Annotated in this window: 30 protein-coding genes; 13 read left to right on the top strand and 17 right to left on the bottom strand. The window is 65.8% G+C overall.

Annotated features, from left to right (window positions below):
* Positions 1-7 precede the first annotated feature (7 nt).
* From N5C91_RS05785 to N5C91_RS05775, 3 genes are all read right to left on the bottom strand, one after another.
* Complete coding sequence (locus N5C91_RS05785; protein WP_279828414.1) at positions 8-1,180, bottom strand: ABC transporter permease; 1,173 nt, start codon at positions 1,178-1,180, stop codon at positions 8-10.
* On the bottom strand, positions 1,162-2,133 hold the full coding sequence (locus N5C91_RS05780) for an efflux RND transporter periplasmic adaptor subunit (protein ID WP_279828413.1): 972 nt from the start codon (positions 2,131-2,133) through the stop codon (positions 1,162-1,164). Before N5C91_RS05780 ends, N5C91_RS05785 begins: the two co-directional genes overlap by 19 nt.
* Before the next feature lie 85 nt (positions 2,134-2,218).
* Positions 2,219-2,701, bottom strand: a complete 483-nt coding sequence (locus N5C91_RS05775; RefSeq protein ID WP_084358703.1) for a phosphate-starvation-inducible protein PsiE — start codon at positions 2,699-2,701, stop codon at positions 2,219-2,221.
* Positions 2,702-2,870: 169 nt separating this feature from the next.
* On the opposite strand from N5C91_RS05775, the gene N5C91_RS05770 reads away from it, so the two are divergent.
* On the top strand, positions 2,871-3,152 hold the full coding sequence (locus N5C91_RS05770; protein WP_138216095.1) for a DUF3509 domain-containing protein: 282 nt from the start codon (positions 2,871-2,873) through the stop codon (positions 3,150-3,152).
* A gap of 269 nt (positions 3,153-3,421) precedes the next feature.
* Positions 3,422-3,688 (top strand): YebG family protein, encoded by a 267-nt coding sequence (locus N5C91_RS05765; RefSeq protein ID WP_236172832.1) that lies wholly within the window; start codon positions 3,422-3,424, stop codon positions 3,686-3,688.
* A gap of 115 nt (positions 3,689-3,803) precedes the next feature.
* Here N5C91_RS05765 and N5C91_RS05760 read toward each other — a convergent pair whose 3' ends face one another.
* Complete coding sequence (locus N5C91_RS05760) at positions 3,804-4,838, bottom strand: Glu/Leu/Phe/Val dehydrogenase dimerization domain-containing protein (RefSeq protein WP_236199401.1); 1,035 nt, start codon at positions 4,836-4,838, stop codon at positions 3,804-3,806.
* A 155-nt stretch (positions 4,839-4,993) separates the two neighbouring features.
* Between N5C91_RS05760 and N5C91_RS05755 the strand changes: the two genes are divergently transcribed.
* A complete protein-coding gene (locus N5C91_RS05755; RefSeq protein WP_236172834.1) occupies positions 4,994-5,803 on the top strand; it encodes a transglutaminase family protein in 810 nt (269 codons plus the stop codon).
* 9 nt (positions 5,804-5,812) lie between these two features.
* On the opposite strand, the gene N5C91_RS05750 is transcribed toward N5C91_RS05755, so the two are convergent.
* The 3 genes from N5C91_RS05750 to N5C91_RS05740 all read right to left on the bottom strand — a co-directional run bounded on the left by N5C91_RS05750 (position 5,813) and on the right by N5C91_RS05740 (position 11,725).
* Positions 5,813-8,356 (bottom strand): LuxR C-terminal-related transcriptional regulator, encoded by a 2,544-nt coding sequence (locus N5C91_RS05750; protein WP_279828403.1) that lies wholly within the window; start codon positions 8,354-8,356, stop codon positions 5,813-5,815.
* Positions 8,357-8,538: 182 nt separating this feature from the next.
* On the bottom strand, positions 8,539-9,909 hold the full coding sequence (locus tag N5C91_RS05745; RefSeq protein ID WP_279828401.1) for a DUF1329 domain-containing protein: 1,371 nt from the start codon (positions 9,907-9,909) through the stop codon (positions 8,539-8,541).
* A gap of 22 nt (positions 9,910-9,931) precedes the next feature.
* Entirely contained in the window at positions 9,932-11,725 is a 1,794-nt protein-coding gene (locus tag N5C91_RS05740; protein WP_236172837.1) for a DUF1302 domain-containing protein, read from the bottom strand.
* A 241-nt stretch (positions 11,726-11,966) separates the two neighbouring features.
* On the opposite strand from N5C91_RS05740, the gene N5C91_RS05735 reads away from it, so the two are divergent.
* The 3 genes from N5C91_RS05735 (at position 11,967) to N5C91_RS05725 (ending at position 14,710) form a co-directional block, all read left to right on the top strand.
* Positions 11,967-12,782, top strand: coding sequence for a nuclear transport factor 2 family protein (locus N5C91_RS05735; RefSeq protein WP_236172838.1), 816 nt, complete (start codon positions 11,967-11,969; stop codon positions 12,780-12,782).
* 113 nt (positions 12,783-12,895) lie between these two features.
* Complete coding sequence (locus N5C91_RS05730) at positions 12,896-14,317, top strand: FAD-binding oxidoreductase (RefSeq protein ID WP_236172839.1); 1,422 nt, start codon at positions 12,896-12,898, stop codon at positions 14,315-14,317.
* 45 nt (positions 14,318-14,362) lie between these two features.
* Positions 14,363-14,710, top strand: coding sequence for a cupin domain-containing protein (locus tag N5C91_RS05725; protein ID WP_236172840.1), 348 nt, complete (start codon positions 14,363-14,365; stop codon positions 14,708-14,710).
* Positions 14,711-14,845: 135 nt separating this feature from the next.
* Here N5C91_RS05725 and N5C91_RS05720 read toward each other — a convergent pair whose 3' ends face one another.
* The 5 genes from N5C91_RS05720 to N5C91_RS05700 all read right to left on the bottom strand — a co-directional run bounded on the left by N5C91_RS05720 (position 14,846) and on the right by N5C91_RS05700 (position 18,815).
* On the bottom strand, positions 14,846-15,613 hold the full coding sequence (locus N5C91_RS05720; protein ID WP_236172841.1) for a crotonase/enoyl-CoA hydratase family protein: 768 nt from the start codon (positions 15,611-15,613) through the stop codon (positions 14,846-14,848).
* A 124-nt stretch (positions 15,614-15,737) separates the two neighbouring features.
* Positions 15,738-16,649, bottom strand: a complete 912-nt coding sequence (locus N5C91_RS05715; RefSeq protein WP_236172842.1) for an SDR family oxidoreductase — start codon at positions 16,647-16,649, stop codon at positions 15,738-15,740.
* 112 nt (positions 16,650-16,761) lie between these two features.
* On the bottom strand, positions 16,762-17,055 hold the full coding sequence (locus tag N5C91_RS05710) for a hypothetical protein (protein WP_236172843.1): 294 nt from the start codon (positions 17,053-17,055) through the stop codon (positions 16,762-16,764).
* 99 nt (positions 17,056-17,154) lie between these two features.
* The gene (locus N5C91_RS05705) at positions 17,155-18,033 is read right to left on the bottom strand and encodes an alpha/beta hydrolase (RefSeq protein ID WP_279828397.1); all 879 of its coding nucleotides are present in this window, start codon (positions 18,031-18,033) and stop codon (positions 17,155-17,157) included.
* Positions 18,033-18,815 (bottom strand): class II aldolase/adducin family protein, encoded by a 783-nt coding sequence (locus N5C91_RS05700; RefSeq protein ID WP_024762699.1) that lies wholly within the window; start codon positions 18,813-18,815, stop codon positions 18,033-18,035. Before N5C91_RS05700 ends, N5C91_RS05705 begins: the two co-directional genes overlap by 1 nt.
* A gap of 418 nt (positions 18,816-19,233) precedes the next feature.
* Here N5C91_RS05700 and N5C91_RS05695 point away from each other — a divergent pair, with 418 nt between their 5' ends.
* Positions 19,234-19,947 (top strand): WbqC family protein, encoded by a 714-nt coding sequence (locus tag N5C91_RS05695; protein ID WP_236172845.1) that lies wholly within the window; start codon positions 19,234-19,236, stop codon positions 19,945-19,947.
* A 6-nt stretch (positions 19,948-19,953) separates the two neighbouring features.
* On the opposite strand, the gene N5C91_RS05690 is transcribed toward N5C91_RS05695, so the two are convergent.
* Both N5C91_RS05690 and N5C91_RS05685 read right to left on the bottom strand, forming a co-directional pair.
* Positions 19,954-20,640, bottom strand: coding sequence for an LrgB family protein (locus tag N5C91_RS05690; protein ID WP_279828394.1), 687 nt, complete (start codon positions 20,638-20,640; stop codon positions 19,954-19,956).
* Complete coding sequence (locus N5C91_RS05685) at positions 20,627-21,004, bottom strand: CidA/LrgA family protein (protein WP_236199395.1); 378 nt, start codon at positions 21,002-21,004, stop codon at positions 20,627-20,629. Before N5C91_RS05685 ends, N5C91_RS05690 begins: the two co-directional genes overlap by 14 nt.
* 113 nt (positions 21,005-21,117) lie before the next feature.
* Here N5C91_RS05685 and N5C91_RS05680 point away from each other — a divergent pair, with 113 nt between their 5' ends.
* Entirely contained in the window at positions 21,118-22,005 is an 888-nt protein-coding gene (locus tag N5C91_RS05680; protein ID WP_279828392.1) for a LysR family transcriptional regulator, read from the top strand.
* Positions 22,006-22,083: 78 nt separating this feature from the next.
* Here the strand turns inward: N5C91_RS05680 and N5C91_RS05675 are convergent, their stop codons facing one another.
* Together N5C91_RS05675 and N5C91_RS05670 are read right to left on the bottom strand one after the other, a co-directional pair.
* Positions 22,084-22,554, bottom strand: coding sequence for a cupin domain-containing protein (locus N5C91_RS05675; RefSeq protein ID WP_279828390.1), 471 nt, complete (start codon positions 22,552-22,554; stop codon positions 22,084-22,086).
* Positions 22,554-23,009 carry a flavodoxin gene (locus N5C91_RS05670; RefSeq protein ID WP_279828389.1) on the bottom strand — a complete coding sequence of 152 codons (456 nt, stop codon included), beginning with the start codon at positions 23,007-23,009 and terminating at the stop codon, positions 22,554-22,556. Before N5C91_RS05670 ends, N5C91_RS05675 begins: the two co-directional genes overlap by 1 nt.
* Positions 23,010-23,153: 144 nt before the next feature.
* Between N5C91_RS05670 and folM the strand changes: the two genes are divergently transcribed.
* From folM to N5C91_RS05645, 5 genes are all read left to right on the top strand, one after another.
* Positions 23,154-23,879, top strand: a complete 726-nt coding sequence (gene folM, locus N5C91_RS05665; RefSeq protein WP_279828387.1) for a dihydromonapterin reductase — start codon at positions 23,154-23,156, stop codon at positions 23,877-23,879.
* Between the two features lie 32 nt (positions 23,880-23,911).
* Entirely contained in the window at positions 23,912-24,472 is a 561-nt protein-coding gene (gene folE, locus N5C91_RS05660; RefSeq protein WP_236172851.1) for a GTP cyclohydrolase I FolE, read from the top strand.
* A gap of 1 nt (position 24,473) precedes the next feature.
* Positions 24,474-24,845, top strand: coding sequence for a dihydroneopterin triphosphate 2'-epimerase (folX, locus tag N5C91_RS05655; protein WP_236172852.1), 372 nt, complete (start codon positions 24,474-24,476; stop codon positions 24,843-24,845).
* Positions 24,846-24,980: 135 nt separating this feature from the next.
* A complete protein-coding gene (locus N5C91_RS05650; RefSeq protein WP_236172853.1) occupies positions 24,981-25,292 on the top strand; it encodes a DUF1244 domain-containing protein in 312 nt (103 codons plus the stop codon).
* 12 nt (positions 25,293-25,304) lie between these two features.
* On the top strand, positions 25,305-25,643 hold the full coding sequence (locus tag N5C91_RS05645; RefSeq protein WP_236172854.1) for a HopJ type III effector protein: 339 nt from the start codon (positions 25,305-25,307) through the stop codon (positions 25,641-25,643).
* 284 nt (positions 25,644-25,927) lie between these two features.
* Here the strand turns inward: N5C91_RS05645 and N5C91_RS05640 are convergent, their stop codons facing one another.
* Positions 25,928-26,380 (bottom strand): Bro-N domain-containing protein, encoded by a 453-nt coding sequence (locus N5C91_RS05640; RefSeq protein WP_279828385.1) that lies wholly within the window; start codon positions 26,378-26,380, stop codon positions 25,928-25,930.
* Positions 26,381-26,918: the final 538 nt, after the last annotated feature.

Raw genomic sequence — 26,918 nt, 5'->3', positions numbered from 1 at the left:
TGGCTCCTTACCCCGGGCTCAGGTCGAGGCGCCGGCGCAGGCGCATCTTGGCGATCATGTAGGCGATCAGCGGGTAGAGCAGCAGCTTGCAGCAGGTGTACAGGCCGGACTCCGCCGGCGCCCTGCGCAGGAACTGGTCGAACAGACCATGCAGCGTGTGCGTCAGCGGCTCGGCCTCGGAAATGATCCGGGCGATCTGCGGCATCGCCAGCTCCGGCAACAGCACGCCGGAATAGGTCTGCGCCACACCGATCAGCAGGCCGATCAGCGAGTAGGCGCTGAAGCGGTTGGCGGTGAAGATGAACAGCATCAGCCCGACGCTCTGCGCCGCCGCCACGTAGCAGACGGTGATCGCCAGCATCCACCAGGGATTGCCATTGATCCGCGCGCCGTTGAGCTCCACCAGCAGGAACAACTCGACCATCAGCAAGGCGCTGAACAACAGCGTGTAGGGCGCCATCTTGCCCAGCAGCCGCGCGCCCAGGGCCTTGGCCCGCAGGATATGCGGCGAGGAGGCGCGCAGCTCAGGAGCCTCGCGCGCCAGCACATGGACGGTGGCGACGATCACGAACAACTGCAGCAGGTGGACGATGGCGGCGAACTGCTGGAAATAGATGTAGTTGCCACTGGCATTGAACAGGCTTTCATAGGACACCGCGACGCTGGCCAGCGCCGGCATGGGCCGGTCCATGCCGGCGGCCAGGCGCGGGCGCAGCTCGGCGTTGAGCGTACTCATCAGCCCGCTGAAATCCTGGGTCGAGTAGAAGCCGGCGGAGTAGAACAGCGAGTTGTAGTAGAGCTCGGCAACCGGCTGGCGGCCGGACAATGCGTCCGCCTCGAAATCGCGGGGGATATACAGCAGCGCGTAGTCGTCGGCCATGCGCAGGCGGCGCAAGCCTTCCTGCAGGCCACCGCCAAGCACCTCGACCTTGGCGTGGGAGCCGGCATCCAGCTCGCGGACGATGCGCCGCGACAGGCTGCTGTGATCGGCATCGACCACGGCCACCGGCATATCCAGCAAGGTTCCTGCCTGGTACACGCCGCTGATCACCACGAACAGCAGCAGCGGCCAGAGCCAGCCGAGCCAGTGAATGGTCCAGCTGCGCAGGGCAACCCGCGTTTCGCTGCCGAAGGCCTGGGCGAAACGCCGCAGATTGCTCCTTATTGCTTCCACTGCCACAGCGCGCTCATGCCGGGGCGCAGGCCTGGCACCGGTTGCTCCGGATACAGGCGCACCTCGAAGGTCTTCAGGTCGAAGTCACCGGTGGCGCGGGTCGCACGCTTGGTGGCGAAGTCGCCGAGCGGTGCGATGTAGGCGACCATGGCCGGCACATCGATACCCTTGAGTGCCGGCACCTGGATCGCTACTTCATCGCCCTTCTTCACATCGGCAAGGATGTCTTCGCGCAGGTTGAAGACGAAATAACTGTCGGACAGGCGCACCAGCGTGAGCAACGGGCTATAGGCGTTGACCAGCTCGCCCTGCTCCGCCGGGATCGGCCCGACCTCGCCGTCCACCGGTGCCACCACGTTGAGGTCATCCGTCTGCGCCTGCAGTTCGAGAATCTGCGCGTCGGCCCGGCGCACGGCAGCTTGCAGCGCCTGCCGGCGCTCCTCACGGTCGCCCTGGTTGCCCTGGTCGAGATTGGCCTGGGCCTCGGCGACGCGGTTGCGCGCCACGTCGCGACCGCGACGGGACAGGTCCATCTGCGCCTGGGAAACGAAGCCACGGCCGGCCAGTTCCTCGTTGCGCTGGTACTCCAGCTCGGCATTGCGCAATTCAGCCTGGGCCTGGGACAGGCTGGCCTGCAGGGCGCGCAGGGTTTCCTCGCGGGTTCCATGGAGAGATTCGTCGAGATTGGCCTGCACCTGGTTGCGTGCGGCGCGCAGTGAGTCCAGCTGGGCCTGCAGCTCCGGGCTGCTCAGGGTGATCAGCAGTTGGCCCTGCTTCACGTCGTCGCCACGCCGCACATGCAGTACTTCGACCCGGCCCTTGGCCTTGGAGGCGACGATGACATTGGTGGCGTCTGCTTCACCCTGCAGCAGCAACGGCTGGGTGTGCAGGCGCAGGTACAGGGTAACGGCGATGATCACCAGGATCAGCAGGGGTGCGAACAGCTTCCATCCCTTCATGGAGTCGTCTTCTCAGGCGGCGGATGCACCGATGGTAGTGCATCCATCGCCTGAACGGCGGCTCTGGATCAAAGCTCGCGGGCGATCAGCGCTCGTCGTCGCTGATCAGGTCGCGTTCGCCGCCGCCCCGTTGCGTGGAGCTCGGCGAAGGAAAACGCGAAGACGCATAGCGCACCACCAGGATCGCCAGCGCCAGCAGCAACAGCGCCACCGAAACCAGGATGATGCCGTCGTCGGGCACATGGTTGTGCTGGATGTCGGCGATCATCAGGCGGGTCAGCGCGGTCATCGCCACATAGATCAGGAAGCGCACCGGCATGTGGTTGGTCTTGAAGTAGATGCCGACCATGGCGCCCAGTTCGAGGTAGATGAACAGCAGCAGGATGTCGTCGATGCTCGCGTGTCCCTTGCCGACCATCTCGCCGAAGGCCACCGCCGCCGACCAGAACACCGTGCCGCCGATGGCGAACAGCGCCAGGTAGTGGAAGCCTTCCACCAGCAGGTTGCCCAGAGACTCGGCACAGCCGTGCATCCGCTCGCTCAGGCGCTCGGCCCAGTTCTGTTTCATTCGTCGGTTCTCCGCGTCACAAGGCTTGATTGGCGTGAAGCCTGCAAGTGCTACGCCATTGATCTTGCGCAGTCATGGCACAGATCGACTGCGCGAATATGACTGCGAACTTTTTCGGCCAGCCCCGAGTCCATTCAGGGGCATGCCACAAAACAGGCAAGAATGAGTGATGGAAAGTCCCTTTCAGAAGCTGACAGACGCCTTCCAGGACCAATACCGCGTCAATTTCAGCCTTGAACGGCCCGACGGCAGCATTGTCCTGACCCTCTCCACCGAGGCCGGTGTGGCCGCGCGCCGCCTGATCCGCAACACCCAGTTGCAGGACCCGGAACAGTTGCAGCGCTTCATCCAGAGCATCCGTTTCGGCATCGCCATCGAGCAAGGCGGCACAGCGCCGCAGCTGCTCGCCGCGATGACGCGCGGCGAAAACGGCCTGCCGATCGCGTCCTGAAGCCACTCTTCGCAAGAACTCCTTCCTACAGAGCCATCTGACTGACGTTTCATTGCGTCAGTCACGTGGTTCCATCGCGCGCGCCAACAGGGCGCGCGCACTGCTTTGGGCCACACCCGATAGTGGCCTGATGCAAGCACCTCCTTCTCCTGCGTCTACGCTTGCGGCAATGATTCACACCGCGGTAGTAGCACTGCGCAATCGTTTTACTGTATAAATAAACAGTTATTTCGAACTCCCCAATCAAAGAGAAGGCACAGAGGTGATGAATGGCCGTCGAAGTGGTGTACCGCAGCAGCCGCGATCCGGAGCGCCTGTTCATGGATAAGGCAGAAGCCGACCGGCACGACAAGATGCTGGAGCTGGCGGAAACGCTGGCCGACGTGCTGCAGAAGGCGGTGCCTTCGCTGAAGGAGGATCAGCTCGAGGAGATCGGCATCTTCATGGCCAGGAACCGCGACGCCTTTGCCCGCGCCTTCAAGAACCAGCCCGATGCGCTGAGCGAGATCTTCAGCGAGTCCTCCGCCGAGGCGTGATGGGCAAGCGTTTCGGTAGGAGCGAGCTTGCTCGTCGGCGAGCCGCGGGCGAGTCCCGGTTCGCGAGCAAGCTCGCTCCTGCAGGTTCGGTTTTGCGCTGGGGTTCCAATGGCCCTCAGTGGCCCGAATATTCCCCGTAGAGAATCCGCTCCGCCAGCTTGTCGGCAACCCGCGCTGGCGACAGGTGATCGGCCTGGGCGTGGGCATAGACTTCGGTCAGGCGTTCGGCAATGCGCGACAGGTGTGCGGTGATGATCGGCAGGGCTTGCCCCTGGTGCTGCAAGGCGACGTAGATCAGCCCACCCGAGTTGATCACGTAATCCGGCGCATAGAGGATGCCCCTTCCCTCCAGCTCATCGGCCACCTCGGGGTGAGCCAGTTGATTGTTGGCCGCCCCCGCCACCGCGGCACAACGCAGATGGCCGACCACCGGTGACGTCAGCACGCCACCCAGGCCACAGGGCGCGAGGATGTCGCACGGCGTGGTGAGCAGTGCCTCGTTGGGCACCGGCCGCGCGCCCAGTTGCTCCACCGCCAGCTGCACCTTTCCCGCATCGATATCGCTGACCAGCAATTCCGCGCCCGCCGCCGACAGATGTTCGGCCAGCGCGTATCCCACGTTACCCAGCCCCTGGATCGCCACACGCAGACCATCCAGGTCATCGCTGCCCAGGCGCGCCTGGGCGCTGGCGCGGATGCCGGCGAACACACCCAGAGCGGTATGCGGAGAGGGATCGCCGCCACTGGTGGTACTGGTGACGTGGCGGGTGAACTGGGCGATGCAGTCCATATCGGCGCTGGACGTACCGCTGTCCACCGCTGTGATGTAGGCGCCGCCGAGGGAGTCGATGAAGCGGCCGAAGGCCTCGAACAGCTCACCGCGATTGTTCACGTGCGGTGCGCGCAGGATGACCGCCTTGCCGCCGCCCTGGCGCAGGCCGGCCAGCGCCGCCTTGTAGCTCATGCCCTGGGCCAGGCGGGCGGCATCGCGCAGCGCGGCGTCGTAGCTGGGGTAAGGCAGGTAGCGGCAGCCGCCCAGCGCTGGCCCGAGCCGTGAATTGTGGATGGCGATGATGGCCTTGAGTCCCGTGGCCGGGTCCTGGAAGAGATGCAGCGACTCGAGCCGGGTGGCTTCCATCATGTCGAACATGGCGGCGCTCCCTTGCTGGGGGTGGACAGCGTTCTGTCAGCGAACCCTCTCAAGTATAGGCAGCGCCTGTCATCTCACCTTCAGGGGCGACGACCGCACCACTGGACGAGTGCCCGGCGCTCCGGTTACAACCGCAGGGTCAGCCGGAGAACGCCATGGACCCGCGTCAAGCCTGCCTTGCCTGTCTTGCCCAGGACCCACCCGCCCTGTTCGAGGCGGCCCTGTGGATCGCCGCCGAGCACGAACCGCACCTGTCTCCGGATCAGGCGCAGCGGTTGTTCGACTCGCTCGCGCACCAGGTCGCGGTGGCCCTGCCCCAGGGCAGCGGCGATGCGGAGCGCGCGCAGTTCCTGCTGCGCCGGCTGAGCGAGCTGGGCTTCGCCGAGGACGACGAGTACCCCTTGCATCCCCGCGCCGCCCTGCTCCCGCAGGTACTGCAGCGGCGCCACGGGCAGCCGCTGTCACTGGCGCTGATCGCCCTGGAAATGGCACGGCGCAACGGCATTACCCTGGTCGGGGTGAATTTCCCCGGACGCTTCCTGCTGCGCGTGCCCGGCGCCGACCACCTGCTCGACCCCGCCACCGGCCGCCGCCTCTACACCCGCGACTGCCGCGACCTGCTGGCACACCAGATGGGCGCCAACGTCGAACTGTCCGCCGCGCACCTGCGCACCGCCAGCGCCGCCGACATGCTGCAGCGCCTGTCGCGCAACCTGCGCCAATTGCACCTGGCTGCCGGGGAGCCGCTGGCGGCCCTGAAGGATGCCCAGCGTGTACTGGAACTCGGGCCTCCCAGCGCCAGCGATCACCTCGCCCGCGCCGATCTCTACCACGTGCTGGATTGCCCGCAGGCGGAACGCTACGACCTCGAACGCGCCATGCTGCTCAGCGACGATGCCGCCGAGCAGATGCGCCTGGCCCAGCGCCTGGCCGAGATCAGCGTGCCGCCCAAGGCGCTGCACTAGCGCGCCAACTCAAACCTTCAGCAGCCCAAGCTCCTTTGCCCGCGCCACTGCCTGGGTGCGCCGCTCCACACCAAGCTTGCCGTTGATCCGCCGCGCGTGGGTCTTCACCGTGTGCAGGGAGATGTACAGCCGCTCGCCGATCTCCAGGTTGGAGCAGCCTCGGGCGATCAACTCCAGCACCGAGAGTTCGCGCAGGCTCAGCAGGCTGTGCGGAGCCATTTCCCCGGCATGCGGACGCAGGCCGAACAGGCCGGGTTGGCGGCGCTGGGTATCGCGCAGAGTGGAAAGCAGCCCGAAGCGCTGCGCCAGCGCGACGCCTTCGTCCAGCGCGCAGCGCGCCTCGTCCAGGCTGCCGGCGATGAAGTGTGCCTCGGCCAGTGCCAGCCAGACGTCACAGGCCAGGGTGTTGCGGCCCTGGCGCAGCAGGTCCGGGAGCATCGCCTGCAAGCGCTGCAGGGCGGCCTCCACGTCGCCGTCGTAGAGCTCCGCCAGCGCCAGGTGATGTTCCACCCGCAGGATCTGATCCGGCGCCGCCGCCGGTGGGCTCAGGCAGTCGGCGCGATAGCGCGAAGCCACGCGCTGAAGGACTTCCCGCGCCGGCCCCGCGCGGTTCTGGCGCAGATTCAGCGCGCCGCTGGCGAGCAGCAGCGGGCCCCGGTAGATCGGTTCCGGCACATGTTGCAGCTGCATCAGCCGCTCGACTTCCAGCAGGCGGCTGAAGGCGCCATCGGTGTCGCCGTCCAGCGCGTCGAGCCAGGCCATGCCGGTGAAGCCGTAGATCGAGCTCGGGTCGTGGCTGCGCCGGGTTTCGTTCAGTCCGGCGATGAACAGTTCGCGGGCCTCCTCGTCACGCCCCTGGCGCAGGCACAGCCAGCCCCGGCGCAGGGCGACGCGGCCGGCCATGGCATTGCAGGTAATGCGCATCTCGTCGAGGTATTCCTGCACCCGCGCCAGCAATGCATCGGCACGCTGCAGTTCGCCGCGCTGCTCCAGCCACTGGGCGCGGTCCAGCTCCAGCAGCGCTTCGAAGGTGGTGCTGCCTTGCAGGCGCGCGCGGCGCAGCGCCTCGCGGTTGATCAGCCGAGCCTCGGCCAGGCGGCCCTCGGCCTGGGCCTGCTGGGTCAACGCGGAGAGACAGATCAGGGTCTGCGCCCAGGCGTCCTCGGGCAGGTGCGCCAGCGCCTCGCGCAGTTGCTCGCGGGAGCCGGGCAGGCCGCGCGCATGGGTGAGCATGCCGTTTAGCCCTTGCCACTGGGCAATCAGGGCACGCTGACGGTGCTCGCCAGGCATCGGCAGGAAGCGATCGAAGCCGGTCAGCAGCGCTTCCACATCGTCCAGGCGGCCAACGAACAGCAGGGTCCAGGCATTGAGGATGAGCAGGCGCGGGGTGCTGCACAGCAGCTCCGCGGGCAGCGACTCGCGCAGTTGCAAGACGCGCTCGACGTTGCGTCCGTGCAGCAGTTGTTCCTCGGTCAGGCGTTGCAGCAGGCTGGCGGAAACATCCGGCTGCTCGGCGTACAGGGAATGTTCGAACGCCGAATGGATTTCCCCGCACTGGGTGAACCACTGGCAGGCGCGCCGGTGCAGGGTCGCCGCCGGCCAGCGCGACAGGCTCGCCAGCGCTGCGGCAACCATGGGCGCCACCTGGAACCAGTGCTGGGTGTTGTCCACCGCTTCGATCAGCACGCCCCAGGACTGCAGGCCATCCAGCCCCAGGCCGGGCTCATCGAACAGGTAATCGCACAGTTCGCGGTTGAAGCGGGCGATCTGCGCCAGGCCGCAGAGGGTTTCCGCCAGTTCGGCCGGCAGGCTCGCCAGGACTTCGCGTTGCAAGTAGTCCTGCAGCAGGCCGTTACCGGTCTCGGCCACCTGGGTGGCGCAGGGCGCAATGGGATCGCTGCCAAGGCTGAGCAGGCGCAGACGCACACCGGCGAACCAGCCATGGGTGGCGTCCTGCAGGGCCTGACGCTGGGCCTGGGGCCACTCCAGGCCGGCGATCTGCAGATAGACGTCCAGCTCGCACTGGCTCAGCGCCAGGCTGCTGGCACCCAGTTCCAGCAGCTCGCCTTCGAGCAGCAGACGGGTGAGGTTGCAGGCCGGGCGACGGCGGCTGGCCAGCCACCAGCCGATCTGCGGCGAGGCCACGGCGAGCAGGCGGTCGAAGCAGTCGTCGAGGGCCGGGCTGGGCGCACGGGGATAGTCGTCGAGCATCAACCAGACTGGCTCGCTGGCGTTTTCCAGCCAGGCCGCCAGCGCCGCTTCGCCGGACCAGGGCACACCCAGCGCCTCGCCCAGCCGTTCGCAGAATTGTTCGGGGGCCAGCGGCCGCCCCCCCAGGCCCAGCCAGACCACGCGGGTACCGGTCGGCGCCAAGCGCGCGCATTCGCTCATCAGCACCGTCTTGCCGCAACCGGGCGGCGCCACCAGCAGGCGCAGGCGACATTCGGTGGCGCTGAGGCTGGCATGCAGCCGCTCGCGGGGCAGGTGCTGGCGGGGCAGGCGAGGCAGCGCCGCACCGTGCTCTGTAAGACTGTGCAGGGCGATTGTCGACATGGGCTTCTTCCGGCCATTTGCGGGCCAGACTATGCCCCTGGGCGGAGTGGGCAAAGGACCATCAGCCAGATTCATGGGGCGGTATAGAGCAAGCCGCCCTCAGGCCCGAAATAGAGGCTGCGCAGAAAAAAAGAAACCCGGCATCCACGCGGGATGCCGGGGCCAAGGAGCGGGGTGTTGCTTCAGCGGACGCCGGTGTTGCGCAGTGCCGCCGGGGTGAAATCGGCCATGCTGGCTTTCTGGCCGAACTGGTAGCCGCGCTTCTCCTCGTTGTTCAGGCCGAAGGTCACGTAGCGGCCGGCGAGGATGTCGTACAGCGATTCGGCGGCATAGCCGGTGGCGAGTTCGGTGTAGAAGGTCATCTCGTGGCCTTCGCCAACGCGCCACAGCTGGCCACGGCCGTCATACAGCTCGGACACGGCGATCTGCCAGCTGTCCTCGTCGAGGTAGAAGTGACGCTGGCCGTAGATGTTGCGTTCACCGGACTTCAGGGTACCGACCACTTCCCACACGCGGTGCAGTTCGTAACGGGTCAGGTCCTGGTTGATGTGCCCCGGTTTGACGATGTCGTCGTACTTGAGCTCCGGCGAGTTCAGGCGGTAGCTGTTGTACGGGATGTACATCTCGCGCTTGCCGACCAGTTTCCAGTCGTAACGGTCCGGTGCACCGGAGAACATGTCGTAGTTGTCCGAGGTGCGCAGGCCGTCCGAGGCGGTGCCCGGGCCGTCGTAGGCCACCTGCGGGGCGCGGCGCACGCGGCGCTGGCCGGCGTTGTAGATCCACGCCAGGCGCGGCTCCTTCACCTGGTCCAGGGTTTCGTGCACCAGCAGGACGTTACCGGCGAGGCGCGCCGGGGCCGTTACCTGCTGCTTGAAGTAGGTGAGGATGTTGCCGGTCTTGCTGACATCCTGGTCACCCATGTTCTGCGGCACCGCGATCGATTCCTCGAAACGGATCGGCGTGTAGCTGCCGTTGGTCTGCGGCACGACCTGCACCACCGAGCGGGAAATGTTGCCGCCGTGGTAGCGGGTCAGGTGGTTCCACAGCGCCTGCACGCCGTTCTTGGGCAGCGGGAAGGCGTAGTAGCGACTCTTCTCGAAGTTCTCCAGGCCATTGCCATCGTTGATCGGCTGGACGAATTCGGCGCTGCGCTTGATCGCGGCGTAGATGTCGTCGGGCAGCGCGAAGGTACGGTGGGTCTTGTACACCGGAATCCTGTAGGTATCCGGGTAGCGCTTGAACATCGCCAGTTGGCCGGCGGAGAGCTTGTCCTTGTACTGGTCGGCGTTCTGCGCGGTGATGGTGAACAGCGGCTTCTCGTCGGCGAACGGGTTGGAGAGGAAGCCCTTGGCGTCGAGCTTGCCGGCGGTGCGGGAAATGCCGCCGGTCCAGGCCGGAATGCTGCCGTCGGCGTTGCCTTCCTTCTGCGAGCCCATGGGCGTGAGGCTGGTGCCCAGCTTGGCCACTTCGTCGGCGGACACCGCGGCCATCACGCCGCAGGACAGCAGGCTCAGGGCCAGCGCGCCGCATTGGAGGATTCTTGTCGTTCTCATGTCGATTCCTTGAGCAGGCAGGTCAGAAGTTCACGCCGAAGCTGAGCGAGAGGAAGTCCCGGTCGACGATGGTGTTGTAGTCGCCGCCGAAGAAGTTCGTGTAGTTCAGGCTCGCGGTGTAGGTGTTCTGGTAGTCAGCATCGATACCGACGCTGGCGGCCTTGCTGCCTTCGTTGAAGACCGGGCCGTAGCCGTTCACGTCGTGGGACCAGGCGATGTTCGGCTTGAGGTTCACCCCGGCGAAGACGTTGTTGTAGTCCCAGATGGCGCGGGCGCGGTAACCCCAGGACGACGAGGTGTAGAAGCCGCCGCTGCCGTATTCGTTGCGCGCCGTGGCGTTCTCCGGCACCCCATAGACCGAGTCGCGACCGTAGCGCTCGCCGACTTCGTTGCTCATGCCGCCGACGTAGGTCACGCCGACTTCGCCCACCAGGGTGACGCGGTCCGCGCCCATGGTCTGGTCGAAGAAGTGGGTGAAGGTGGTCTGCGCCTGGGTCACTTCCTTGCGCACATAGCCGTGGCTGACCTGGTTGGCCTCGGCCAGCGCGCCGGCCACGCCACCGCTGGCGAACCCACCGGCCACGGTGGTGGCGAGCAGCGGGGTCAGGTCGGTGGTGTTGAGCTGCAGCGGCATGTTCGGCCGGTAGCTGATCTCGCCGTTCCACGCGGTGCCGGTGGGCAGGGTGGTGGAGAAGCTCAGGCCGTACAGGCGGATGTCCTCGGGGTACTCGAGGAAGTAGCTGCCGCGCCCCAGCAGGATCGGCTGCGCCAGCGCCGACACGCGCAGGGCATTGATGATGTCGGAGCGGCCGGCGTTCTGCATGCTCACGATGGGCGTGCGGCTGTGGTAGTTCATGGCGTAGGCGCCATATTCCACATCGTCGCCCAGCCAGCGCAGGGCCAGGCCCCACTGGCCGGAATCACGGGCGTCGCGGTCTGCGCCGCGCGGCACCATCAGGCCCTCCTGGGTGACGGTAACGCCCATGGAGTCGAGCAGCGAGTGGATCCCCGGGGAGTTCAGCGTATTGATCGTGGCCGGGTCGAGGATGTTGTAGTTGGTGTTGCAACCATCGGCGGCGACGTCGGTGGTGGAGAAGAACGTGCCGCAGTTGTCGAGCACCGTCTGGTCCCACTCCAGCTGGTAGAAGCCCTCGACGGAGAGCGCGTCGGTGACGCTCTGCGACAGGTACACCATGTTCACCGGGATCAGGCCTTCCTTGATTTCCGAACCAGGGCGGCGGAAGGCGGAGACGTCGATGGGGTTGATGGTGTTGATGCTGTTGCCGATGAAGGTACTTTCACCCCAGCTCACCACCTGCTTGCCCAGGCGCACGGTGCCCGGCAGGTCGGCGATGGAGTAGTTGTAGTAGCCGAAGGCATCGAGCAGTTGCGCGCCGGAAGACTTGGCGCCTTCCTTGCGGCCGTCGTCGGACAGGTCCTTGAAGGCAACGCTTTCGTCCTTCAGGCGGAAGTCATACCAGTACTTGCCCCGGGTGAATACGCCGAAGTCCCCGTACTTCAGCTCGAGGTCGTGAATACCCTTGAAGATCTTCGAGAAGGTGTGGCCCTTGCGGAAGTTCTGCCGGCCATCGTCGTTGGTCTGGGTCATGCCGTGGCCGCCGTTGGCGGCACCGATCAGATCTTCCTTCGGACTCTGGGTACTCCAGCTGGCCCCCACGGACAGACTGGAATCGAACTGCCCTTCGATCTCCCCGATGTTGAAGTTGATTGCCTGAGCCTGGGTGGCGCATCCCAGGGCGACAGCAGTGGCGAGAAGTTGCGGTTGGAAGAATCCGCGCCTTGTTTTTGTTGTCATGCGGCTCTCCTGACGGTGTCTAGGTGGCCTTACCCTACTGAGCGACCTGACGGGGAGTAAGCGCTCCAAGGTGGTATTTGGCGTGTCGCCCGAAAGAGTGAATCCCCCCTCTGCCATGGGCTCTGGCGGGCGATATTGGTGCAGGCGATGACGGATCATCGAGACGATGGATAGTGCCGTGCGCCTGACAACTGCTTTGCCACTACCCGAGAAGCGCGGTCTGGGGCATCCTTAGCCCCCTATGCATGCCATCGACCAACGCCCGACCGACAGCCACCTGACCGAGCAGACCCGCGAGGTCGTGTTGCGCTACCACCAGTGCTGGAAGCACCGCGACCTCGAAGCGGTGCTCGCGCTGTATCACCCGCAGGTGCAGTACAACGACTTCTTCCAGAACCGCACGCTGGGCTATACCGACCTGCGCGACTACGTGCAGGGCACCATGCCCAGCCGCCCGGAAGAGTTCCTCGACCACATCGACCGCATCCGCGTGGACGGCGACACCGCGTTCATCCAGTACCGTATCGCGGTAACCCTCAGCGGCCGCCTGGCAACCTTCCACTCCAGCGAAGCGATCACCGTGCGCGACGGGCTGATCTGGCGCATCAACGAGTACGCCTCGGTCGTGCGCGAAGGCAGCGAAAACCGCCCGCAGGCCATCGACCCGCGACCGGCCACCAGCCGCCTGGGCCTCTCGCCGCGGCAGCTCAGCCAGTTGGCCAGCGACCTGGAAGACTATTTCAGCAAGAGCCAGCCATACCTGGCGCCGGACCTGGACCTGACCCAGGTGGCCACCGCCACGGGCTACACCCGCAACCAGATTTCCTACCTGCTCAACCAGGTGATGGGCCTGAGCTTCTACCAGTACGTCAACCAGACGCGCCTGACCCACCTGCTCAGCCAGCTGCGCCCGCCGCTGCCCTCACGCATCGACGAGCTGGCGTTCTCCGCCGGCTTCAACTCGCTCTCGGCCTTCTACCGCTGCTTCCGCCAGCAGACCGGCCAGTCCCCCCGCGAGTACCTGAAGCGCCTGCGCGAAGAGCAGGAACCGGCCTGACCCGCCCCTGCCGGCGGGTACGCGAGCAATCCTCGCGTACCCGCGCGCACGACAGAACCCCGCGCCAAATCTAGGCTTGCCGACATTCCCCCTTCTTCCTTTTGGAGTCGTCTATGTCGGCATGGCGTCATATCAGTCTGTGGATGAACCAACTGGACGATGATCTCGTCCCGCGGTCATCCCTGCAGGGCACCCTGGACGTCGATGTGGCCATCGCCGGCGCCGGTTACACCGGCCTGTGGACCGCCTACTACCTGAAGCTGCGCGCACCGCAGCTGAAGATCGCCATCGTCGAGGCAGAAACCGCCGGCTTCGGCGCCTCCGGTCGCAACGGCGGCTGGCTGATGGGCAACATGCTCGGCGAAGACCGCCTGCTTGCCGGCCTGTCGCCCGAGCAGCGCCGCGCGTCCTACGACCTGCTGCACGACATCCCCGATGAAGTGGCCCGCGTGCTCGATCGCGAAGGCATCGATTGCGACTACCGCAAGGCTGGCGTGCTCTACACCGCCGCGCGCTACCCGGAGCAGGAAACCCGCCTGCGCGATTACCTCAAGCACCTGCACAGCGAAGGCCTGACCGAGGACGACTACCGCTGGCTGAGCAAGAGCGAACTGGCCGAACAACTGCGCATTCCCAGTGCGCTGGGCGCCATCCACACCCCGCACTGCGCCACCATCGATCCGGCCAAGCTGGTTCGCGGCCTGGCCCGTGCGGTCGAGCGCCAGGGCACGCCGATCTTCGAAAAGAGCCGGGTCACCCACTGGGCACCGGGTCTGCTGCGCACCGAACAGGGCGAACTGAAAGCGCAATGGGTGGTGCCGGCCATCGAAGGCTATGCCGCCGACCTGCCGCCGCTGGGCAACTACCAGCTACCGGTGCAGAGCCTGCTGGTGGCCACCGAGCCGCTGCCCGAATCGGTCTGGGCGGAGATCGGCCTGGACAAGGGCCAGGCGTTCAGCGAATTCAGCCGCCAGGTCACCTACGGCCAGCGCACCCCGGATAACCGCCTGGCGTTCGGCGCCCGTGGCGGCTACCGCTTCGGCGGCAAGCTGCGCAACGACTTCAGCCTGACCGATGATGAAGTGGAGCTGCGCCGCTACCTGTTCAGCGAACTGTTCCCGCAATTGAAGGACGTGCGCATCACCCACACCTGGGGCGGCAACCTGGGCATGTCGCGGCGCTTCCACCCGCACATGCTGGTCGACCGCCGCAACGGCATCGCCCTCGCCGGCGGCTACGGCGGTGAAGGCGTCGGCGCTACCAACCTGGGCGGCCGCACGCTGGCCGACCTGATCCTCGGCCAGGACAGCGCCCTCACCCGCCAGCCCTGGGTCATCAACGATCGCAGCGTGCAGGACGGCCTGCGCGGCTGGGAACCGGAACCCTGCCGCTGGCTGGGCTACAACGCCATCATCCGCAGCTTCGTGCATGAGGACGATGTGCTGGCCAACCCGAACAGCGCGCCCTGGCGCCGCCGCTTGGCGGAGAAGGTCGCCGCCAGCATGGAAAACCTGATGACCTGGAAGGTCGGCTGAAGCGCCGATTTTCCTCTGAACAACGAGCCCCCACTGGAGCCCCGTATGAAACTGACCCACCTGAAGAACACCCTGCACGCCGAACTCGGTGAAGCCAACCCGGTGGCCGTGCCCCTGGGCGAGCCGATTTCCGAGACTCGCGTGGAATCCATCGAGCGTCCCGACGGCGTCGAGACCGGCATCTGGGAATGCACCCCCGGCCGCTGGCGCCGGCAGATCGTCGAGCAGGAGTTCTGCCACTTCATCTCCGGCCGCGGCACCTTCACCCCGGACGGCGGCGAGCCGATCGCCTTCCAGGCCGGCGACGCCTTCCTGCTGCCGCAGAACAGCCTGGGCATCTGGGACATCCAGGAAACCACGCGCAAGACCTACGTGATCATCGAGCGCGATTGATCGAGAAGCAGGGAGAGCGATCGCCCCGCCCTGCACCCCACCTGTAGGAGCGAGCTTGCTCGCGAACGGATTTACCGGCAGCGCCAACGCTGACCGGGTTCGCGAGCAAGCTCGCTCCTACAGTCAGCATCCGTATCAGAACTCCCCGTGCCGCCCTTGCCCACCGGCAAAACGCTTCGCTCCTTTCACCGTCTCGCCACTCTCGATCACTGCCATCCCGCCCTGGAACTCGTTGGCCAGCGCCACATCGAATGACAGTTCCCACTGGGCGAACACGCTCGCCCGGTCGGCGAGCATGCAGCGCTGAGGAAACTCGGCAATCTCCCGCGCCAGTTCTTCCGCCGCTTCCAGCGCCGTGCCGCTGGCCACCACGCGGTTGGCCAGGCCCATGGCGAAGGCTTCCTGGGCGCCCACTGGGCGGCCGGTAAGAATCAGGTCCAGCGCCCGCCCCTGGCCGACAATGCGCGGCAAACGCACGGTGCCACCGTCAATCAGCGGCACACCGAAGCGCCGGCAGAACACTCCGCATACCGCGTCCTCGGCCATTACCCGCAGGTCCGCCAGCAACGCCAGCTCCAGCCCCCCAGCCACGGCGTAGCCCTCGATGGCGGCGATCAGCGGCTTGGACAACTGCATCCGGCTCGGCCCCATCGGCGCGTCGCCTTCGGTTTCCAGGCGATTGCGCCGCTCGCCGTCTTCGGCCAGCGCCGCGAGATCGGCGCCAGCGCAAAAAGTCCCGCCGGCGCCGGTCAACACCGCGACACGGGCCTCCTCGTCCTGCTCGAATTCGCGCAGGGCATCGGCCAGCGCCTGGGCGGTCGGCAGGTCCACGGCGTTACGCACCGCAGGGCGGGCGATGACCAGGGTGGTCACCGCACCGTTCTTCTGGATTATCACGCTCATCGCGAACTCCTCGGGCCTGGAAGCTGAAAAGCGAAGGGCCGGCATTGAGCCGGCCCTTTCACCTTACTGCGTTCACCGCCGTGGAACAGCCCCGCTGGCCGTTCCGCCGGTCAGGCTGGCAGGATCAACCGGCGTATTTCTGCAGGTTGGCCATCATCTCGCGCAGAGCCTCGACGTTGTCCTTGGGATGCACCGCATTCTCGAAGTCGCAGATCTGCGCGAAGTTGGCGGCCACGTCTTCGACGCTGAACCCCTCGCGCGGATCGAAGCCCACGCCCAGGCTGCGCTCCCAGCGCACCTTGCCGATCCAGCCACCGCCCACTTCGAACAGGCCGGAGGTTTCCTGACAGGCCTCGCTGCCCAGGTACACCACCAGCGGGCTGACCAGTTCCGGCTTGAGCGCCTCGAACACCTGCGGCGGGATCAGGCCCTCGGTCATGCGGGTGCCGCCAGTGGGGGCGATGGCGTTGACGAAGATATTGTTCTTGCGCCCTTCGATGGCCAGGTTGCGGGTCAGGCCGTAGAGGCCCAGCTTGGCCATGCCGTAGTTGCTCTGGCCGAAGTTGCCGTAGATGCCGGAGGTGGACGAGGTGAAGATCACCCGGCCGTAGCCCTGCTCGCGCATGAACGGCCAGGCCGCACGGGTCACCTTGTAGGCGCCTTCGACGTGGACCTTGTAGACCAGGTCCCAGTCGGCATCGTCCATCTTGTGGAAGGTCTTGTCGCGCAGGATGCCGGCGTTGTTCACCACCACATCGATACGGCCGAATTCCTCGACTGCCTGACGGACAATCTTCTCGCCGTCGGTCACCGAGTCGTGGTTGGCAATCGCGGTGCCACCGGCCTCGCGGATTTCGGCGACCACACGGTCGGCCGCCGAGGCGTTGGCGCCTTCACCGTGAGTGCTGCCACCCAGGTCGTTCACCACTACCTTGGCGCCGTGCTTGGCGAACAGCAGGGCATGGGCGCGGCCGATACCGCCGCCGGCTCCGGTTACGATCACGACTTTTCCGTCGAAACGCAGGGCATCACTCATGATTGGGGCTCCAGGCAGGATGATTTTTTCTGGAGTGTCCGGCAGTCACGATCCGGTCACAACCAAGACGACCAAGGCTGAATGGTGCTCGATAAGGCCAGGGGATGATCCGTCAGCGCATCGGCATGTTCAGGTCATCGCGCGGGCCGAGCTTGAACAGCCACCAGTCGTACTCGCTCCAGAACAGCATGAGGCCGAAGGCCGGCAACAGTGCCAGACCGCCCAGGGCGGCGGGCACCCAGTCCTGCGTGAGCCAGGCGTAGTAGCCACCGGCTCCGCAGGCGCCAAACAGCACCAGCAGCACGGGAATGGCCACGAAGACGAAATCCCGGCGCAGGTGCAGCAGCGCCCGATACAGCAGCGAACCCTGCGGCTGGCGGACGGGAATGACGGCTCTGAGTGACATGGCGGCGACCTCTGGCAGAACAAAACCGGGGAAGCTACCGCTGCCACTCAGAGCCGATCTATCAGCCAGTTCCTAATTTGCAGACAGATCGGTCCGTACCTATGGCGCTCGTTCCTGTCGGAATGCCAGGTAGTGCCGTAGCACCTGCTCCGGTGCCTCGACCTGCGGGTAGTGGCCGATGCCAGGCAGTTCGACGGTGTCCGGCCGCGGAATCAACTCGCGGTAGCGCACCACCATGTGCGCGCCGGAGATGGGGTCCTCCGGGCCATCGATCAGGCGCAGCGGCACTGCCGTGCGCTGCATCGCAGCGACCCAGCGCTCACGGTGCTGGCGACGGTCGAGGATGTAGTGGATCAGCCGGTGCATGACGCGCGGCCCGTCGTTGTGGCGGATCAGCTCCCAGAACGCATCGAGCTCCGCTTCGGAGGGCTGGGTCTGCGGACCGAATACCTTGGCGAAGTTCTGCGCCAGGCGCCGGCGGTCGAACAACCGGCCGAACAGCGAACCGAGCGGGCTGAGCAGCAGCTTCTGCGAGAGCACCGCGCGATGGGTCTCAGGGAACAGCCCGCCATTGAGGAAGGCCAGCGAAGCCAGCTTGAAAGCGCCCTCCTCGTGCCGCGCCAGCAGCTCCTGGCCGACGCTGTTGCCGTAGTCGTGCACCAGCAGGTGGACCGGCTCGCGCACGCCCAGGTGCTCCAGCAACACCTGCTGCAGGTCGGCCTGTTCGAGGATGCGGTAATCGTGGCCCCTGGGTTTGGCAGAGTCGCCGAAGCCGAGCATGTCGCAGGCGATAACCCGGTAGCGCTCGGCCAGTGGCTGCCAGAGCAAATGCCAGTCCCAGGATGCCGTGGGGAATCCGTGGATCAACAACAGCGGAGCACCGCTGCCGGCGCTCCAGTAGCGTATGGCGTGCCCACGGAAGGTGAAGTCGCTGCCCTGCGCGCGCCAGTCGCGCAGGGCGATGCCGGCCTGCGCCATCAATCGCGGTAGCCGGGGTTCTGCAGGTCAAGCTTGCGCAGCAGCGCCGGCCACGCCAGCGCACCGCCCATGCCCTGCTTGCTCTTGGTCACGGCAGCGGCCATGGCACGGGCGCCATCGAGGATCTGCTGCGGAATCATGATCAGCTCAGCGCCGCCGCCCTGGGCCAGCACCTGGATCTCACAGGCGCGCTGCAGGGTGAACATCATCAGGAAGGTGTCGGCGATGGTCGCGGAGCAGGTCAGCAGGCCATGGTTGGGCAGGATCATGAAGTTGGCTTCGCCCAGGTCAGCCTGCAGGCGCGCCTTCTCGTCATGGTTCAGCGCCACGCCCTCGTAGCCGTGATAGGCCAGGCTGGAGAGGACGAACAACGACTGCTGGGAGATCGGCAGCAGGCCCTGCTTCTGCGCCGACACCGCGATACCGGCGGCGGTGTGGGTGTGCAGGACGCAGGCGACGTCGTGACGGACATCGTGGATGGCGCTGTGGATGGTGTAGCCGGCCGGGTTGATGTCGTAAGGGCTGTCCATCAGCTTCTTGCCCGAGGCATCCACCTTCACCAGGCTCGACGCGGTGATCTCGTGGAACATCATGCCGTAGGGGTTGATCAGGAAGTCCTCGGTGCCGGGGACCTTGGCCGAGATATGGGTGAAGATCAGGTCGTCCCAGCCCTGCAGGGCGATCAGTCGGTAACAGGCGGCGAGGTCGACGCGGGTCTGCCATTCGGCGGCGGAGACCTGGTCCTTGACGTTCACGGTGGGCAGCGGATGAGCGGCGTGCATGGTCGGTAGCCTCTTCGTTGTTGTTCGATGGCGCAGTCTAGTCAGCGCGGCGGGATATCGACTGTCACGGAACTGACAGTTGCCTCTGGCAGTGTCTGGCGAATGTTTCCCCATAAGCGAGAGCTGCTGAACTCGCTTGCGTGACGCCTTGCGCGACCTATAGTGGGGGCAATCACCTCCCTCGACGCCGGCACAGCCCGGCGCAGCGGTGACTCCTGCAAAGGCGCTATCCAGACACTGCGGCAGCCCGCTCGCAGGTCAGGGCTGGCGGAAGCGTGCCCATTTCTCAGCCTGCCCCCGGCGCCCTTCCGGGCGCTTCCGCCCCACCTGGAAACATTTCGCAATATCTTTCGCACCATTCGGGAGTAGTACCCGGGAGTCGGGAGGAGACTCCAGTTCGGCCAACGAGGCAGCCGACGTGAAACGAACCGCCATCATGCAGCCCTACTTCTTTCCTTACCTAGGCTACTTCAGCCTGATCAAGCACACCGATCTGTTTGTCCTGTTCGACACCGTGCAATACATCCACCACGGCTGGATCGAGCGCAACCGCATCCTCAAGCAGCAGGACGGCTGGCTGTATATCCGCGTGCCGCGGATCAAGCACCATCGCGAGACGCTGATCAAGGACGTGCGCCTGGACAACCGCCAGGACTGGCGGCGCAGCCTGTTCTCGCAGCTCGACGTGTACCGCAAGGTCGCGCCGTACTATCGCGACGTGCGGGAGATGATCGCCGCCTCGCTGGATCATCCCTTCGAGGACATCGTTTCGCTGAACAAGACCACCCTGGAAGCCACCTGCGCCTACCTTGGCTTTCCACGGCAAATGCCGGTGCTCTCGCGCATGCAGCTGCCGATGGAGCGGCCGACCGCGCCGGACGAATGGGCGCTGAACATCTGCAAGGCACTCGGCGGCGTCGAGGAGTACTGGAACCCGCCTGGCGGGCAGAGCTTCTTCGACCGCGGCAAGTACGAGGCAGCCGGGCTCACGCTACGTTTCCAGGAGCCCAAGCTGGTGCCCTACGAACAGAAGCGCCCGACCTTCGAGGCGGGGCTTTCGATCATCGACGTGATGATGTTCAACTCCCCCGCCGACACCTCGCGCATGCTCGATGCCTATGAGCTGAGCTGATCGCCGTTACAGGCACCAGGCCAGGACCGGGGCCATCAACAGGTTGAACAGCCCGGTCAGCACCATCAGCAGCCCTGCAGCCGAACCTTCCTCTCCGCCGAACTCGTAAGCCCGACTGGTGCCCGCGCCGTGCGCGCCGACGCCCAGCAGCGCGCCGCGGGCCAGGGCGGAGCGCAGGTGCAGCATCTTCATCAGCACACCGCCGATCAGCGCGCCGAACACCCCGGTGATCATCACGAAGGCCGCGGTCAGCGCCGGCACACCACCCAGGTCGTGGGACATTTCCATGGCGAAGGGCGTGGTGATCGAGCGCGGAATCAGCGACAGGGTCACCTGGCCGTCCAGCGCCAGCGCGTGGGCCAGCGCCCAGGAACTGCCGATGGCCATGGTCGAGCCAGCCAGCATGCCGGTCAGCAGCGCGGGCCAGTGGCGCGCCAGCAAGGCACGCTGCTGCCAGATCGGGATGGCGAAGGCCACGGTCGCCGGGCCGAGCAGCGCCACCAGCCAGCTGGTGTCACGGGCGTAGTCGGCGTAGCGCGCCTGCATCGGGATCGCCAGGGCAAACAGCAACACCGGCACGAAGACGATGGGCGACAACCAGTACTGCTGGAAACGGCGGTAGAGGGTACGGCTGAGCAGGTAGCCGTCCAGGGTGACGGCCAACCAGAACAGGGCTTGCTTATCGAGGCTCATGGCGCGATCTCCAGCGGCACATCCATTCAACCGCCAGGGCGGTGGACAGCATCACCAGCACGGTGCTGGCGGTGATCACCAGCAGAATCTTCCAGCCCTCGCTGCGCAGCAGCGGGCCGTAGTCCAGCAGGCTCATCAGCGCGGGAATGAAGAACAGCAGCATCTCCGCCAACAGCAGGCCGGCGCCGCCCTGCAACAGCGCCGGGCGGATCACCCCGCCGGCAAACAGCACCAGCAGCAGCGCCAGGCCGATCACCCCGCCCGGCAGTGGCAGGCCGGTGAGCGTGGCGATCCAGCCGCCAAGCCACCAGAAGGCGACCAGGACGGCGAGTTCGAAAATCAGGCGGGCGGCGCGGCGGAACATGGCGGCGATCTCGAGGCGTTGAGCGGGATGAAAAATCGGTTGGGAATGGCGCAAAGCCTACTCCCGCGCCTATCATCCCCAAAGCGAATAGATCGAATCGGAGCCATTCCAGAATGGAATTCAAGCAATTGCGCACCTTCGCCGAAGTCGTGCGCCACGGCAGTTTCACCCAGGCGGCGGTGCACCTGAACGCCAGCCAGTCCGCCGTGAGCAAGCAGGTCGCCCAGCTGGAGCAGAGTCTGCGCGTGCAACTGCTGGAGCGCAGCGGCCCGCACATCCGCCTGACCGCCGCTGGCGAAGTGGTGCTGCGCCGCGCCGAGGATATGCTGCGCCTGCGCCGCGAGCTGCACACCGAACTGGACGATCTCACCCACCTGCACCGCGGCGAACTGCGCCTGGGCCTGCCGCTGCTGGGCGCTGACGCGCTGTTCGCCGGGCGCTTCGCCGAATACCGGCGGCGCTACCCGAACATCGACGTGCACCTGATCGAGGGCGGCAGCAAGACCATGGAGGAAATGGTCCGTAGCGGCGAACTGGAACTGGGCGGCGGCCTCACACCGGACGAGCCCGGGTTCGACTGGCAGCCCTTCTGCAACGAGCCCCTGGACGTCCTGTTGCCGGCAGATCATCCGCTGGCAACGCGGGAAAGCCTGGAACTGGTGGAGCTGTCCGACACGCCCTTCCTGCTTTACCAGCAGAGTTTCACCCTCAACGACCGCCTGTTGCGCGCCTGCCGCGAGGCTGGCTTCGAGCCGAAGGAAGGCGGCCGCAGTGGCCAGGCGGACTTCCTGGGTGCGCTGGTAGCCGCCGGGCAAGGCGCGGTGCTGCTGCCCCGCGTGGTGGCGAAGGACCTGGAGCGGCCGGGGCTGGTTCGTGTGCTGCTGAGCCAGCCGGACCTGCGCTGGGATATCAGCTTCATCTGGCGGCGCGACGCCTACCTGTCGAATGCGGCGAAAGCCTGGTTGGCGTTGATGGTCGAGATGCCGCTGCATCCGCAATAACGCGGTTCGCGAGCAAGCTCGCTCCTACGAAGAGCGCGCGGCACATACCTGTAGGAGCGAGCTTGCTCGCGAACCTGCTCAGACCAGCTCGGGAAAATCGCCGGCCAGCTTCGGCCAATCCCGCTGCGCCTCTGCATCGTCCGCCAGCAGCTTGAACCCGGCGAACTCGAACGCGGGGGACACGGTGCATCCCACCAGCACGTAGTCGCCCAGGCAGCGTGCCGCCTGCCAGGCATGGGCCGGCACGGCACGTTGCGGCAGGCTGCCCTCGCCCACCGGGCCAAGGGTTTCGCAGCGCACGGCAACATCCGCGCGCTCGGCGATCAGTAACTCCAGCGCCGAGCCCTCGTGGAAGTGCCAGAGTTCGTCGGCATCCACCCGGTGCCAGCGGCTGACGGTGCTGGCTGACAGGAGGAAGAGGATGGCCGACGATTGCGGCCGGCCATCGGCGCCCTTCAACCCGGACTCGAATACACGCCGGTAAAAGCCACCCTCGGGATGCGGGGCAAGCTGCAGCGTGTCGATCAGGAAGCGGGCGCGCGGGTGCATCAGGCCTTCAGCGCGGCGATGAAGTCGGCCAGCCACGGCTCGGAGTCGGTCTCCTGGTCCACCGTTTCGCTGCCGTCCAGGCGCAGCATCGGCAGCACTTCCTGCACGCCCAGTTCGGCGAACAGCTCGCGCACCTGCTCGCCACCACCGCAGTAGGTGTCGCCGTAGCTGGAGTCACCCAGCGCCAGCACCGCACCCGGCAGACCGCGCCAGGCGGCGGGCAGGCGGTCACGGATGGCGTGGAACAGTGGCTGGAAGCTGTCGGGCAGGTCGCCCATGCCAGTCGTCGCGGTCACCACCAGCAGAGCCTCGGGAGCGAATTCGAGCATGGCGTCCAGAGTGGCGCGCGGGTCATACCAGGCTTCGAAGCCGGCGGCCTCGAGCAGGCGCTTGGCGTGGCGCGCGACTTCTTCGGCGGTGCCATAGACCGATCCGGACAGGATGGCGACTTTCATGTTCACTCCCACAAGGCAAGACAAGGCCGCCCATTATGCCCCATCCGTGTCGCGCCGCGCCGGGGCTGGTATAGTTTTGCCCTACCCGGCCGCTAGGGCATTGTCCGCCGCGGCACTTCCCCAGTGGACCTTCGCGAGGCGCGCATGGGCCAGACCCCAGCCCCCATCCTGATCACCGGCGCCAGCCAGCGCATCGGCCTGCATTGTGCGAAACGCCTGCTGCAGGAAGGCCAGCCGGTCATCGCGACCTATCGCCAGGAAAAGCCCGGCATCGCCGAACTGCGCGAACTCGGCGCCACCTGCCTGCACGCCGAACTGGCCGATGAAGCCGGCATCCTCGCCTTCATCGACGCGCTGAAGTCCCGCACCGACCGGCTGCGCGCGATCGTCCACAACGCCTCGGCGTGGATCGCCGAACAGCCCGGTGGCGATGCGCAGGCTTTCGAAGCACTGTTCCGCGTGCACATGCTCGCGCCCTACCTGATCAACCTGCGCTGCAGCGAACTGCTTGAACGCGACGCCGCCGAGCGCGGCGCCCCGGCGGACATCATCCACCTCTCCGACGACGTCGCCCGCAAGGGCAGCGCCAACCGCATCGCCTACTGCGCCAGCAAGGCCGGCCTGGACAACCTCACCCTGTCCTTCGCTGCGAGCCTCGCACCGCGCATCAAGGTCAACGGCATCGCGCCGGCACTGATCATGTTCAATCCCGGCGACGACGCCGAGTACCGCGCCCGCACCCTGGCGAAATCCGCCATGGGCATCGAGCCCGGCCCGGACGTGATCTACCAGAGCGTGCGCTACCTGCTCGACAGCCCCTACGTGACCGGCACCACCCTCACCGTCAACGGCGGCCGGCACCTGAAATGACCCGCCCGGCGCGGGCGCGAGGAACTCCCACCATGATCGAAGACCTGTCTCGCCACTACCGTGAGATTCTCCTGGGGCTCGGCGAAGACCCGACCCGCGAAGGCCTGCTGGACACGCCCAAGCGCGCGGCCAAGGCCATGCAGTACCTCTGCCACGGCTACGGGCAGACGCTGGACGAGATCGTCAACGGCGCGCTGTTCGCCTCGGACAACGACGAGATGGTCATCGTCAAGGACATCGAGCTCTACTCGCTGTGCGAACATCACCTGCTGCCCTTCATCGGCAAGGCCCATGTGGCGTACATTCCCACCGGCAAAGTGCTGGGCCTGTCGAAGGTGGCGCGTATCGTCGACATGTTCGCGCGCCGCCTGCAGATCCAGGAGAGCCTGACCCGGCAGATCGCCGAGGCGGTCCAGCAGGTCACCAGCGCTGCCGGCGTGGCGGTGGTGATCGAGGCGCAGCACATGTGCATGATGATGCGCGGCGTGGAGAAGCAGAACTCGGTGATGAACACCTCGGTGATGCTCGGTGCCTTCCGCGAATCGACCAATACCCGCCAGGAATTCCTGCAACTGATCGGACGGAGCAAGTGAAATGACGCAACTGCAGCCGGGCATGGCGCGAATCCGGGTCAAGGATCTGCGCGTGCGCACCTACATCGGCATCAAGGAGGAGGAAATCCTCAACAAGCAGGATGTGTTGATCAACCTCACCATCCTCTACCCCGCCGGCGATGCGGTGCAGGTCAACGACATCGACCACGCGCTGAACTACCGCACCATCACCAAGGCGATCATCGCCCACGTCGAGGAGAACCGCTTCGCCCTGCTCGAGCGCCTGACCCAGGAACTGCTCGATCTGGTGATGGCCAATCCGGCCGTGCACTACGCCGAAGTGGAAGTGGACAAGCCCCACGCCCTGCGCTTCGCCGAGTCGGTATCGATCGCCCTGGCGGCCCGACGCTGAGCGAGAAACAGCCCTGCCGCCAGCCTGCACGAGCGTGCCAGCCGGCCAATGGGCGTTGCTGGCAGATCGCCCGCCTCTTAGAATCTCGCCAGCCCCGCCATGCGCCTCCGCTGCGCCCTTGTTGAGAGACCTGCCATGACCGAGCCGATGAACCTGACCGACGAGCAGCGCACGGAGCTTGAAGCCGCCGCGTTCCGCACCCTGGTCCAGCACCTGCGTACCCGCAAGGATGTGCAGAACATCGATCTGATGAATCTTGCCGGGTTCTGCCGCAACTGCCTGTCCAAGTGGTACAAGGCTGCCGCGGACGACATGGGCCTGGCGGTCAGCCCGGACCAGGCCCGCGAAGAGATCTACGGCATGCCTTACGCCGAATGGAAGGCCAAGTACCAGACGGAAGCGACCCCTGCCCAGCAGTCGGCCTTCGATAACGCGAAGAAACACTAAGAGTTTGCCTTGATGACCCTCAACGATTTCCGCTCGCGCCTGCGCAGCGAGCAGCACCTGTTCACCGATACCCTGGCGTATATCGCCGAGCACTACAGCTACACCCCCAGTGCCTTCAGCAACGGCAGCGTGGAGAACCCCGCCGGGCAGAACGAAGGTTCCTGCAAGACCCTGGGCTTCGCCATTCTCGAAGGTCTGAGCCAGGAAGAGTCGCTGCTGGCGTTCGGCGAGCACTACCGCGCCGTGCGTGACAACCCCGAAGGCACCGACCACGCCAACATCCGCGCCCTGCAGAGCACCGGCCTGGCCGGCGTCAACTTCGAGCGCCAACCCCTGTCGCGCCGCGGCTGAGGTTTCCTGCTCGATGAAAAAGCCCCGCCGATGCGGGGCTTTTTCTTGGGCGAACAGTTGGAAGGAGCGGACCTTGTCCGCGAATGCACCGCGGCCAAGTTCACCCTTCCCGGGAAACTCCGGCGGGTTGCCTCCGCGTAGGAGCGGACTTCGTCCGCGATATGCCCGCCTCGCGCCGGGCTTTCCCGAAAACCCCCTCCTGCACCCAACGGTCCCCTCTCCCGCGTGCGGGAGAGGGTTAGGGGCTCTTGAGTGGGCGAGTTTTGCTCGCGATGCCCTTGCAACTAGTCCAACCGCCCAATCACCGGCACATCATCGAACGGGACCCACAACCGCCCGTGCCACTCCAGCACGCCCAAGTGCTGATCCGCCCAACTCAACTGCCGTTCGCGCGGCCGTAATTGCGGATGCTCCGCGCTGCGCAACGCCGGCACCACCTGGCGGTTGAGCCAGTGCCGAACAGAGCGGTTTTCCGGATGAAAGTGGAAGATCAACGCCGCATAAGCGCCGGACTCGCTGACCAGCAATGCCTCTTCATGTTCGCCATGGCCATTGCGCACCCAAGAGGTTTGCAACTGGTCGGCGTCGAGGCTGTTGTGCAGGCGCTCGTTGAGCGGGCGATTGATGAGGCGGCCCAGGTCGCTCACACAGAACCAGGGCTCATCGTCGAGCAGGAAGGCGCGCAACTGACGGCGATGACGGATGAAGGTGGTGGGAATGAGGATCTCGTTATCCATGGCGGACCTCATGTTGGACACGCCTTGATGAAATCCCAAAGGCCTGGGACTGGGTCTGTTTGTGCATTCGAAATACCTACTCATTCGTTCATGCTCCGCCCCCTGTTCAGAGGGGCGACCAGGTGCTTGAACACGGCAGTAGGACCGCCCGCAGATTTCCCCTTTCGGGTGTTTTATGGCTGCGCGCCACCCGGCCATAGCAATTGCTACAGCAGCAAGAACAACCGCATTGTCGGGTGGCGGCAGACCGCCTACTGGGTGTGTTCAGCACCGTCCGCCAAGGTACTGAGTCGACCCAGCAGCCGTTAGCCCTACCGACGCGGTTTGGGATGATACGGAAACGTCGCACGCAAAATTGCGGCACTAGTTCATAGGAACGCGGTTCGGACGCCGGCAAAGCCTCGCAACTCACTTCCTGGTATCTGTAGGAGCAAGCTTGCTCGGGAACCGCACCCTGCCACCGCTCCCCGGAAAACGCTGTCGTAGGATGGCGTGGAGCGCAGCGATACCCATCGATTCCGATGCACCGACAGCATGG

Origin of the sequence: Pseudomonas sp. GD03903, assembly GCF_029840045.1 — a bacterium.
Classification (GTDB): Bacteria; Pseudomonadota; Gammaproteobacteria; order Pseudomonadales; family Pseudomonadaceae; genus Pseudomonas; species Pseudomonas pseudonitroreducens.
The sequence above is the reverse complement of the archived record's forward strand: the minus strand, read 5'-3'. Positions and strand labels throughout refer to the sequence as shown.